This window comes from Falsiroseomonas sp., from assembly GCF_030695085.1.
Taxonomy (GTDB): domain Bacteria; phylum Pseudomonadota; class Alphaproteobacteria; order Acetobacterales; family Acetobacteraceae; genus Falsiroseomonas.
Genome location: NZ_JAUYTS010000167.1, coordinates 1 through 10885, shown reverse-complemented (window position 1 = coordinate 10885; position 10885 = coordinate 1). Strand labels below are relative to the sequence as shown.

Genomic DNA, 10885 nt, shown 5'->3' with positions numbered 1-10885 from the left:
AGCACCACGCCCTCCACCGCCTCCACCTGCACCGGCGTGCCGAGCGGCGGGGTCGCCGCGCCGGCCACCAGCCGGGCCGGCCATTCGCTATCCCCGAGCCGGACCCGCAGCGCATTGTCCGGCCCGTGCAGCAGGATGGCGCGCCGCCCGGCCAGGCCCGAATCGGGGGTATTCACCCGCTGCGCCGTGCGGCTGCGGAAGCGCCGCGTGGCGAGCGAGGCGGCCACGCCACCGGCCAGCAGGGCCAGGAACACCACCACATCGACCCCGAAGCCAGGATCGCCGGCGAGCAGCATCACCAGCCCGGTCCCGATCGCGGCAAGGCCCGCCCACAGGATATAGACGCCCGGCAGCAGCAGTTCCGCGCCCAGCGCCACCAGCCCGACCAGGATCCAGATCAGGCCCGGTTCCACGGACGATCCCCCGGCAAAAGCCCGCCGCCCGGCGGCGAAGCCGGCCCAGCGGGCGGCGCACCGGAGGCGCCACCGGGCGCCGTGCCGCGCAGCAATTCCATCGCCTGGGCAATGCCGCCGGCCAGCGCGGCGCTTTCCATCGGCACGATGACGAGGCGGGAGGACGGGTTGGCCGCCATGGCCTCGAAGGCTTTCACATATTGTTGGGCGATGAAGTAGCGCAGCGCATCGGCACCGGCGCCGGCGGCGGCTTCCGCCACCATCCGCGTGGCATTCGCCTCCGCCATGGCCAGCGCCTCGCGCGCCTCGGCATCGCGCAAGGCGGAGTCGCGGCGGCCTTCGGCCTGCAGCACCAGCGCCTGTTTCTCCCCCTCCGCCTTGGCGACGCTGGCGCGGCGTTCACGCTCCGCCGTCATCTGCAGGTTCATGGCGCGAATCAGCGTCTCCGGCGGCTCGATCTTGCGGATCTCGACGCGGCTGACCTTGGCGCCCCAGGGGTCCGTGGCACCGTCCAGGATGTTGAGCAGCGAGGTGTTGATCCGGTCGCGCGAGGACAGCGTCTGGTCCAGATCCATCTCGCCGATCACGGCGCGGATGTTGGTCATCGCCATGGCGACCAGCGCCTGGGTCAGGTCCTGCACCGCATAGGCGGCCTTGGCCGGGTCCATCACGCGGTAATAGACGATGCCATCCACCGCCACCGTCGCATTGTCCTTGGTGATGACGGACTGCTCCGGGATGTCCAGCACCACTTCCTGCACGTTCAGCTTGTGGCCGATCTTGTCCACGAAGGGGATGATGATGTTCAGGCCCGGGGACAACAGGCGGGTGAAGGCGCCGAAGCGTTCCACGGTCCACATCTGCCCCTGCGGCACGGTGCGAACACCCTGCGCGACGGTGAACACCGCCAGCAGCAGCAGCACGATCAGCACGATGGTGGGTAGCGATAGCTCCGGCATGTCTGGCCCCTTGTGCTTCTCGGCGCCCAGCGGGGCCGGCCTGGGGCGCCATTCTGGCGCGGGCTGCGGGGCGCCATCCTGGCGCAGCGCCGGGGTCATCCTGCTGCCGCAACCCGCTCCTTATGCCCCGGATCGGCAAATCTTGCCAGATCCCTAACGAGGCGACCGGCTAACGCAGATCATTGTCCCGCACGGAGTGCCGTCCCTTGTGGTCGGTGCGCGACGCCAGCGCCGTGTCCAGCTTGCCGTTCATCGCAATCGGCACGGTGGCCGCCTGGTGGCTGACCGCGATCGGCGCCTTGCCGTTCGGGCCGGCCTCGACCAGGCAGCGCTTGTCGCGTGCGCCGCCCTTTCCCGCGTTCACATCGCCGAGATGCACCTCGACCCGCGTCAGGTGCGCCTCGAACCGCCCGACCGCCCCTGCCACCGCCTGTTCCACGCTGGCGATAAGGTCGGCGCCGCCGGCGCCCTCCGGCGTATTCACCTGGATCTGTATGCCGCATTCCCTTCCGGTTGGCCGGGGATCAACGCGGCCCGGGCGGCGGAGTTGGGCGGCCACGCTGGCCGCCCGGCCCGATCCGGGCGATACTCCGGCTTTCGCGAAGGAGCCTCTCATGCAGAATTCGGAACAGATCTGGCAGCTCGTCGACCAGCGTCGGGAGCCTTATGTCGAGCTGGCGGACAAGATCTGGGGCATGCCGGAGCTCTGCTACGACGAGCACCGCAGCAGCGCCGAGCACAAGGCGATGCTGGAGGCCGAGGGGTTCAAGGTCACCACCAACGTCGCCGGCATCCCGACCGCCGTCATGGGCGAAGCGGGCGAGGGCGGTCCCATCATCGCCATCCTCGGTGAATACGACGCGCTGCCGGGCCTGTCCCAGGAAGCCGGCGTGACCGAACCGCGCCCGGTTCCGGGCGAGACCCGCGGCCATGGCTGCGGCCACAACCTGCTCGGCTCCGCCAGCCTGATGGCCGCCGCCGCGGTGAAGGACTGGCTGAAGGCCAACGGCCTGCCGGGCCGCGTGCGCTACTACGGCTGCCCGGCCGAGGAAGGCGGTGCCGCCAAGGGCTTCATGGTGCGCGACGGCGCCTTCGATGATGTGGACATCGCCATCACCTGGCACCCGGCCAGCTTCGCCGGCGTCGATGACGCGATTTCGCTGGCCAACACCCGGATCGACTTCTCGTTCGTTGGCCGCGCGTCGCACGCCGCCGCGGCGCCGCATCTCGGCCGCTCCGCGCTGGATGCGGTGGAGCTAATGAATGTCGGCGTGAACTACATGCGCGAGCACATGCCCTCCGACGCGCGGGTCCACTACGCCTATCTCGATGCCGGCGGCATTGCGCCCAATGTGGTGCAGTCGACGGCGAAGATCCGCTACCTGATCCGCGCCCGCAACGTGACCGAGCTGAACGCGCTCGTCACCCGCGTGCGCAAGATCGCCGATGGCGCGGCGCTGATGACGGAATGCACCGTCTCCACCCGCGTCGTCTCCGCGGTTTCGAACCTGCTCGGCAACACCGCGCTGGAGAAGGCGATGCACGCCAACCTGGCCCGCATCGGCGCGCCGGAATGGGATGATGCGGACCGCGCCAAGGCGGCCGAATTCCAGGCCACCCTGTCCGAGGAGGATATCCTCTCCGCCTGGCGCCGGGTCGGAGTCGAGCCGCGCCCGGGTGAGGTGCTGTGCGAACAGGTGGTGCCGGAGAATGCCAAGGGCGTGCCGATGATCGGCTCCACCGATGTCGGCGACGTCTCATGGAAGGTGCCCACCGTGCAGGCCCGCGGCGCTACCTGCGCCATCGGCACGCCCTTCCATTCCTGGCAGCTCACCGGTCAGGGCAAGCTGCCGGCGGCGCATAAGGGCATGGTGCATGTGGCGAAGGTGATGGCGGGCACCGCCATCGACGCGCTGCTGAGCCCGAACCTGATCGCCGAAGCCAAGGCCGACCACGCCAAGCGCACCGGCGGCAAGCCCTATGAAAGCCCGCTGCCGGCCGATGCGAAGCCGGCGCTGGATATGAGCCTGTAGATGCGCCTTGCGGCGCCGGCTACGCAGTGCCCAGGGCGCAATCGCGGAGCGTGAGCGCCTGCCATGACGACGCTTCTCCTGGATAACGGTCACTCCGTCATCCGACACCACCGCACGTCACACGGCAGTTGTGGCGTGCTGGTCGTGACTTTCGCCGAGATGTACCAGAACGACCCGTCAAAGCCGGGCTTCGGCCAGGATTTCCTGCTGACAGCCGGCTTCGATGTGGTGACGGTGCAGAAGCGTAGCGAGCTTTGGTACCAGGACCTCTCGCCGGAGAGCTTTCGCGCCGCGGTGGCACCCGTTGCCTCGCAGTACAGCCGGGTAGTGACCTACGGTGTGAGCATGGGTGCCTTTGCCGCTCTGCTTTATGCCGGTGCCATTGGTGCCTCGGCACTTGCGCTGTCGCCAATGGTCTCCATCCACCCCCATCTGCCCGGAGCTCAGCTTGTCGAGTTGCGCGGCAAGGTAGAGCTTCGGCACATATATCTGACCGACGCGCCACGCGGCGACGGCACAATCGTCGTGATCTACGATCCACTCATGTCGCATGATCAGCTCTACGTTGAGCGCGAGGTGATGCCGGCCTTTCCGGACGCCAAGATCGTCAGGCTTCCCCGGGGCGATCACCCAGTGGCCCGGGCCCTATGGGAGATGGGTATCCTGCAGTCGCTCGTTGTCGGCTTCCTGCGGGAAGGGCAGGTTCCCGCAGCGCGATTCGAGCGTCCCCACCGCGGCCAATCCTCAGTCTACCTTGCCAACCTCGCCACTCATTGTGCCCGACGCGGTCGTGTCGCGCTCGGCTTGCGGCTGTTCGATCGTGCAATTGACCTGGCCCAGGACTGGGCGAAGCCAGCGCTGGAGCGCCGGCGTTCTGCCTTCGCCCGCAGGCGCGGCACCGGCGACTGATGACGGCCCTACAAATCCCCGAATAGCCGCGGCAGGAACAGCGCCAGATCAGGGATGAAGGCGACGAGCATCAGGGCGCTCAGCATCGCCAGCACGAACCAGATCACCCAGGGGATCGTCGATTCCATCGAGGCGCCGGCGATCTTGCAGGTGATCATCAGGTTCACCGCCATCGGTGGCGTGAAGGCGCCAATGGCGACGTTCATGGTCAGCAGGATGCCGAACCAGGTCAGGTCCCATTCGAAGGCGCGCGCGATGGGCAGCAGGATGGGCAGGAAGACCAGGAAGATCGAGATGGCGTCGATCAGCATGCCCGCCACCAGCACCAGCGCGGTGATCATCAGCAGCATGATGGTCTCGTTGGCGGTGATATTCACCAGGGTCTGCGCCAGCGCGTCGAAGGCGCCGACGGTGCTGCCGGCATGGGCGAAGATGCTGGCGAGCGCGATGATCATCAGCACCACGGCGCTGATTTCCGCGCTGTCCCGCAGCACCGCATAGAGGTCCGGCCAGCGCAGCACGCGGTAGATGAACAGCCCGACGAACAACCCGTAGAACACGGCGACAACGGCCGCCTCGGTCGGCGTGAAGGCGCCGGAGCGCAGCCCACCGAGGATGACGAGCGGCGCCAGCAGCCCCCAGATCGCATCCTTGAATGAGGCCCAGAGCGGCGGGCGCACTTCCTCCACCGGCGGCAGGCCGAAGCCGTAGATGCGCGCCAGCAGTACGGCCGGCACCAGCAGCGCGAGGCCCGCCAGCAGGCCGGGAATGACGCCGCCGAGGAACAGCGCGGGCACGGAAACCCCCGGCACCAGCACCGCATAGACGATGAAGGGAATGGAGGGCGGGATCAGCACGGCGGTGGACCCCGCCGCCGCGATCAGGCTGGCGGAATAGGCGCGCGGATAGCCCTGCTTGATCATCGCCGGCAGCATCACCGCCGCCACGGCGGCCGAATCCGCCGCGCCCGAGCCGCTGATGCCACCCAGCACCAGGCAGACCATGACGGCGACGATCGCCAGCGCCCCGCGCCGCGGCCCGACCAGCGCCTGGGCGAAGATCACCAGCCGGGCGGCGACGCCGGCGCGTTCGAACACCATCCCGGCGAGCACGAACATCGGCAGCGCCAGCAGCGGATACTTGGCGATGCCGGTCCAGATGTTGGTGGGCAGGGCCATGATGCCCAGCCCCTCGATCGCGATCACCAGGAAGCCCGCCAGGCCGAGCGAGACGCCGATCGGCACGCCGAGGAACAGCAGCGCGAAGAACACGCCGAGCAGGATCAGGGAGCCTTCGAGCACCATGTCCTCAGGCCTGGCTTGGTGGCAAAGCGCGCCCCGCGCGCAACACGCGCCACATGCGCCCCAGGATGCGGAGGCAAATCACGCCGGACAGCAGCGGCATCCAGATGGTGTAGTACCAGGATGGCACGCCGAGGCCCGGCGACAGCACCTCGAAGCGGTATTCGTCCCAGGTGTACCAGGCGCCGTACCAGGCGATGCAGCCGAAGATGAACAGGCAGGCCAGCAGCACCACCTGTTCGACCAGCCGGGCCAGATGCACCGGCAGGCGCTCGGTGAAGAAGGTCATGCGGATGTGGCGGTCATTGCCGAAGGCGGCGGCGGCACCGACGAAGGCCATCACCACCATCAGCGCCACCGAATATTCCTCGGTGAAGGCGAAGGAGACGTTGGTGAAGTAGCGCACCAGCACATTGCCGAAGGTGATCAGCGCGAGGATGCCCATGATGGCGGCGCCGATCGCACCCTCGATGGTCACCGGAATGCGCGGCGGCGCTTCCCCCAGCTTCAGCCCAGGGGCCTGGATATCGGCGTGCTCGGTCATCGGGGCATCCCGCAGGCGGGCGCGGGGAGGCTGTGCCCCCCGCGCCGGCAGTCACTCAGACCCGCGCGCCGGAGACGGCGGCCTCGGCGCGGCGCACCAGGTCGGCGCCCACCGTCTGGGCGTATTTGTCATAGACGCCGCGGGTGGCGCGGGCGAAGGCCTGCTTCTCGGCATCCGACAGGATGGTCACCGTCACGTTGCGCCGCGCCAGCTCATCCAGCGAGGAACGGTCGCCATCGGCGCCGAGGCCCTTGCGGCTGGCCACGATCTGCTCCTGCGCCGCTTCCTGGGCGCAGGCCCGCACCAGCGCCTGGTCCTCGGCCGAGAAGCTGGCGAGCACCGGCTTGGTCAGCAGGAAGATCCCGGCATCGGCCACGTAGTTCCAGATGGTCAGGTGGCGCTGCGCCAGCGTGTCCATGCGGAAGCCGAGGAACAGGTTCACCGGGTTTTCCTGCCCATCCACCGCGCCGGTGGACAGCGCCGGCTGCAGATCCGCGAAGGACATCTGCACCGGGTTGGCGCCGAGTGCGGTGAAGATCTCGGCGAAGATGGCCCCCGCCGCGAAGCGGATCTTCATGCCGCGCAGATCCTCCGGCGTGCGGATCGCCTTCTTGCTGTTGGAGATCTCGCGGAAACCATTCTCGCCCCAGGCCACCGGCTGCACGTCGCGCTGCTCCAGCGTGCGGAACAGCTCGGCGCCGATCGGGCCCTTGATGATCGCATCGAAGCCGCGGCTGTCCTGCAGCAGGAAGGGCAGGGAGAACAGGTTCATCTCCCGGATCTGCGGCGAGATGTTGATGGTGGAGAACACCGCGAAGTCGATCACGCCCTGGCGCATCGCCACCAGTTCGCGTGTCTGGTCGCCGCCGACCAGCTGGCTGCCCGGATAGACCTTCACATTGATCCGTCCGCCGGAGCGTTCGGTCACCAGCTCGGCCCAGCGGAAGGCGCCATCGGCCAGCGGGATGGTGCGGTTGCCGACGACCGACAGCTTGTATTCGGATTTGTAGCGCGTCTGCGCGCGGGCGACATGCGGCGCGGCCAGCGTAGCGGCAGCGGCGGCCAGCGCGATGCGCCGGGTGATCAGGCTGGTCATGCAAACCCCTCCCATTCTCCGCCGCGCCTTGCCGGGCGGCTTTTCGTGGCGGGCAGAATGCGGGCCGCGGCACCCGTTCCGCAAGGGGGAGGATTCAGGCGGCGGGCGCATCGGCGGTGATGGCATGGAACCAGCTGGCGGCGGCGTCGAAGGGGGCCGGGTCCAGGCCAGGCTCGGCGGGCGCGCGGCGCAGCTCGGCATAGACGCGCTTGATCGGGCCGGGGACGGTGGCATCGCGCAGCAGCGCGTCCGTGCTGGCCTCATGGTGGCGCAGGCTGGCGGAGAGGAAGGCGTCCGTCTCCAGCGCCGTCTCCCGCCGGAATGGCAGGCCAAGCCGCGCCAGCTGGCCGCGCCAGTTGGCGAGCAGGTCATCATAGTGCAGCACGGCACGGGGAAGATGGCGGCTGTCACGCTCCGCCGCCAGGACATGGCCGAGCCACAGCAGCAGGCCCTGCGCCGTGCTGATCCGGTTGCGGACCAGCAGGGATTGCGCGACCTCCAGCGGGTTGCGTATCGGCAGCAGCACGCGGGGCGCGGCGCCGAGCCGCTCCAGTGCCGGCAGCCAGATCGGCAGCAGGCGGCAGATCCGCGGTTCCTTCAGGATGAAGGGGGTATCGCCGGGAAACGCCTCCGCCAGCGCCGCGGCAGCCTCTGCGATGATGGGCTCGCGCGCCTCGACCGGCAGAAGCGCCCATTGCGGCGGCCGTGGGTCGTCATAGCGCCGCCCAAGCCGGGCGAGCAGCCGTTGGTTCACATCGACCACCGCCTGCGATTCCCAGAACCCCAGCGGGTTGTCCTGGCCGGGCTTCACCATCCGCTCCGGCAGCGCGAGGCCATGCAGGGCCAGGACCCGGGTGAGGGCCGAGGTGCCGGAGCGGTGCATGCCGAGCACCAGAACCGCGGGACGGGCAGGGCGCGGATCCGGATCCATGGTCAGGCTCTCCAACGGCTCAGGGCTCCGCTCCTACCGTCGAATCCAGCCAGGCGGCCGCGACCTCGAAGGGGGCCGGGTCCAGGCTGGTCTCGGCGCTGGCGCCGCGCAACTCGGCATAGACGCGCTTGATCGGGGCGGGCACGGCGGGATCGCGCAGCAGGTCGTCGGTGCTGATGTCGTGGTGGCGCAGCCTGGCGGAGAGGAAGGCCACCGTCTCCAGCTCCGTCTCCTCCCGGACCGGCATGCCGAGCTGCGCCAGCAGGCCACGCCAGTCGGCCAGCAACTCGTCGTAATGCACCACCGCGCGACGCAGATGGCGGGTGTCGCGCTCCGCCGCCAGCACATGGCCAAGCCAGAGCCGCAGGCTTTCCGCCATCCCCAGCCCCTCGCGCTCCGCCAGGGAACGGGCGACCTCAAGCGGGTTGCGCACCGGCATCACAACCCTGGGACTGACACCGAATTCCCGCAGCACAGGCTCCCAGAACCACATCAGGCGGCAGATGCGCGGATCCTTCAGGACGAAGGGTGCCTCGCCCGGCAGTTCCTCACGCAGGATGTTCAGCGCCTGTGCGGCGAAACGCTGGTGCTGGTCCTGTGTCAGCAGGCCGGCGACGGGGGCGCGCGGGTCGCTCCAGCTGCGGCCGGCGGCCTTCAGGATGCGGTCATCCAGCAGGGTCACGGCGCGGGATTCCCAGTAGCCCCGTGGGTTGGAGGGCTGCGCCACCAGCAGCTTGCTGGGCAGCGCCAGCCCATGCAGCGCCAGCACGCGGGTGAAGGCGGAGGTGCCGGAACGATGCATGCCCAGCACCAGCACGGCGGGACGGGAGGGGGCTTCGGCGATCATGGCGCATCTCTGCCACGCTGCGGCCCGACCCTGCAAAGGGCGCTGGCGCGTGCAGGGGTGGCCTTGACGCGGTGGCGTCGCCGACGCGTTCTTCCGGTCCGCCCAAGGAGTTACCGATGCCCCAGCCGATGACCAAGCCGAAGCCCCAGCCATTTTCCCCGCACGCGACCGCACACCGTCCGCTGCAAGTGGTCGCCCTGGGTGGCGACGGCATCGGGCCGGAGGTCACCGCCCAGGCGCTGCGCGTGCTGCGCCACATGCAGGGCAAGCACAGCCTGCCGATGGACATCGAGGAACAGCCCTACGGTAACGCCACCTGGCGCGAAACCGGCAGCCTGATGCCCGCCGCGACCCATGCGGCGGTGGAGCGCGCCGATGCCGTGCTGTTCGGCGCGGTGGATAGCCTGGACCGAGCCGGGATGCCGGCCGAGGAACGCGCCCGCGGCAGCCTGCTGACGCTGCGCCGCCGGCTGGGCCTGTTCGCCAACCTCCGCCCGGTGCGGACCGAGCGCGCGCTGGACGAGGTCTCGCCGTTCAAGCCGCGCACCCTGGCGGGCGTCGATCTGGTCTTCGTGCGGGAGCTTTCGGGCGGGGTCTATTACGGCGAACCGCGTGGCATCGAGCGGGATGCGGATGGCAGGCGGCGGGGCATCAACACCCATATCTACGATGAGGACCAGATCATCCGCGCCGCCCGCTTCGCCTTCGCGCTCGCCCGCGGCCGGCGCGGCGTGCTGACCTCCGTGGACAAGGCCAATGTGATGGAGGCCGGGGCGCTTTGGCGGCAGGTGGTGACGGCGCTGCACCATGATGAATTCCGCGATGTGAAGCTGGAGCACATGCTGGCCGATACCTGCGGGTTGATGCTGAACCGGGACCCGAAGCGCTTCGACGTGATCCTGACCGACAACCTGTTCGGCGATGTGCTCTCGGATGCCGCCGCCGGGCTGGCCGGCAGCCTCGGCATGCTGCCCAGCGCCAGCCTTTCCGCACCGCAGCCGGATGGCAGGCGGCGGGCGCTGTATGAGCCGGTGCATGGCTCGGCGCCGGATATCGCGGGGAAGGGCGTCGCCAACCCGCTGGCCGCCATCCTGTCCGTGGCGCTGCTGCTGCGCTGGTCGGCCGGGGCGGAAGACGCGGCGCGGGAGGTGGAGGCGGCCGTGACGGCGGCGCTGGCGGCCGGCGCGCGCTGCGCCGACATCGCGCTGCCGGGCGAGGCCGTGCTGGGCACGGCAGGGATGGGTGACGCGGTGATGGAAAGGCTTTGAGGGATGCGCCTGCATGGCATGACCGGTTCGGGCAATTGCTGGAAGCCCGCGCAGATGCTTCGGCTGCTCGGCCGGGATTTCGACTGGGTGGAGGTCGATACCAATGGCGGCGAGACCCGCCGCCCGCCTTTCCTCGCGCTGAACCCCGCCGGCAAGGTTCCGGTGCTGGAGCTGGATGACGGCACGGTGCTGACCGAGAGCAACGCCATCCTGCTGCACCTGGCGGAGGGCTCGCCCTGGCTGCCGCCGCCCGGCCTGGCGCGGACGCGGATCTATCAGTGGCTGTTCTTCGAGCAGTACAGCCACGAGCCCTATATCGCCGTCGCCCGCAACCTGATGGCCTGGAAACGGGAGGCGCATCTGCACCGCGAGCGTCTGACCGATTGCGCGACGCGCGGAGCGGCGGCGCTGGATGTGATGGAACGGGCGCTGGCTGCCGCGCCCTTCCTGGCCGGCGACACGCCCAGCGTCGCCGACCTGGCCCTGTTCGCCTACACCCACCGGGCCGATGAGGGCGGCTTCGATCTGGCGCGTTGGCCGGCCGTGCAGGGCTGGGTGGACCGCGTGGCGGCGCTGCCCGGCAT

At 69.4% G+C, this 10885-nt stretch carries 12 protein-coding genes; 4 read left to right on the top strand and 8 right to left on the bottom strand.

The window, feature by feature from the left end:
* The 3 genes from Q8S40_RS18385 to Q8S40_RS18375 form a co-directional block, all read right to left on the bottom strand.
* Positions 1 to 413 (bottom strand): NfeD family protein (locus Q8S40_RS18385; protein WP_305671543.1); only part of this gene is annotated, 413 nt, incomplete at its 3' end.
* On the bottom strand, positions 398 to 1372 hold the full coding sequence (locus Q8S40_RS18380) for an SPFH domain-containing protein (protein WP_305671542.1): 975 nt from the start codon (positions 1370 to 1372) through the stop codon (positions 398 to 400). The genes Q8S40_RS18380 and Q8S40_RS18385, both read right to left, overlap by 16 nt.
* A 169-nt stretch (positions 1373 to 1541) precedes the next feature.
* On the bottom strand, positions 1542 to 1856 hold the full coding sequence (locus Q8S40_RS18375; RefSeq protein ID WP_305671541.1) for a hypothetical protein: 315 nt from the start codon (positions 1854 to 1856) through the stop codon (positions 1542 to 1544).
* Positions 1857 to 1986: 130 nt separating this feature from the next.
* On the opposite strand from Q8S40_RS18375, the gene Q8S40_RS18370 reads away from it, so the two are divergent.
* Positions 1987 to 3405: a M20 family metallopeptidase gene (locus Q8S40_RS18370; RefSeq protein WP_305671540.1), complete on the top strand. Its 1419-nt coding sequence runs from the start codon at positions 1987 to 1989 to the stop codon at positions 3403 to 3405.
* Positions 3406 to 3468: 63 nt separating this feature from the next.
* Entirely contained in the window at positions 3469 to 4314 is an 846-nt protein-coding gene (locus tag Q8S40_RS18365) for a hypothetical protein (protein WP_305671539.1), read from the top strand.
* 8 nt (positions 4315 to 4322) lie between these two features.
* Here the strand turns inward: Q8S40_RS18365 and Q8S40_RS18360 are convergent, their stop codons facing one another.
* From Q8S40_RS18360 to Q8S40_RS18340, 5 genes are all read right to left on the bottom strand, one after another.
* Complete coding sequence (locus tag Q8S40_RS18360) at positions 4323 to 5618, bottom strand: TRAP transporter large permease (protein WP_304810659.1); 1296 nt, start codon at positions 5616 to 5618, stop codon at positions 4323 to 4325.
* A gap of 4 nt (positions 5619 to 5622) precedes the next feature.
* Positions 5623 to 6159 carry a TRAP transporter small permease gene (locus Q8S40_RS18355; protein WP_305671538.1) on the bottom strand — a complete coding sequence of 179 codons (537 nt, stop codon included), beginning with the start codon at positions 6157 to 6159 and terminating at the stop codon, positions 5623 to 5625.
* Between the two features lie 55 nt (positions 6160 to 6214).
* Positions 6215 to 7255: a TRAP transporter substrate-binding protein DctP gene (dctP, locus tag Q8S40_RS18350; RefSeq protein WP_304810662.1), complete on the bottom strand. Its 1041-nt coding sequence runs from the start codon at positions 7253 to 7255 to the stop codon at positions 6215 to 6217.
* Positions 7256 to 7349: 94 nt separating this feature from the next.
* On the bottom strand, positions 7350 to 8186 hold the full coding sequence (locus tag Q8S40_RS18345; RefSeq protein ID WP_305671537.1) for a sulfotransferase family protein: 837 nt from the start codon (positions 8184 to 8186) through the stop codon (positions 7350 to 7352).
* Between the two features lie 19 nt (positions 8187 to 8205).
* Entirely contained in the window at positions 8206 to 9033 is an 828-nt protein-coding gene (locus tag Q8S40_RS18340; RefSeq protein ID WP_305671536.1) for a sulfotransferase family protein, read from the bottom strand.
* 128 nt (positions 9034 to 9161) lie between these two features.
* Here Q8S40_RS18340 and leuB point away from each other — a divergent pair, with 128 nt between their 5' ends.
* The gene (gene leuB / locus Q8S40_RS18335; RefSeq protein ID WP_305671535.1) at positions 9162 to 10301 is read left to right on the top strand and encodes a 3-isopropylmalate dehydrogenase; all 1140 of its coding nucleotides are present in this window, start codon (positions 9162 to 9164) and stop codon (positions 10299 to 10301) included.
* Between the two features lie 54 nt (positions 10302 to 10355).
* On the top strand, positions 10356 to 10885 hold a 530-nt coding region (locus Q8S40_RS18330; RefSeq protein WP_305671534.1), incomplete at its 3' end, for a glutathione S-transferase family protein.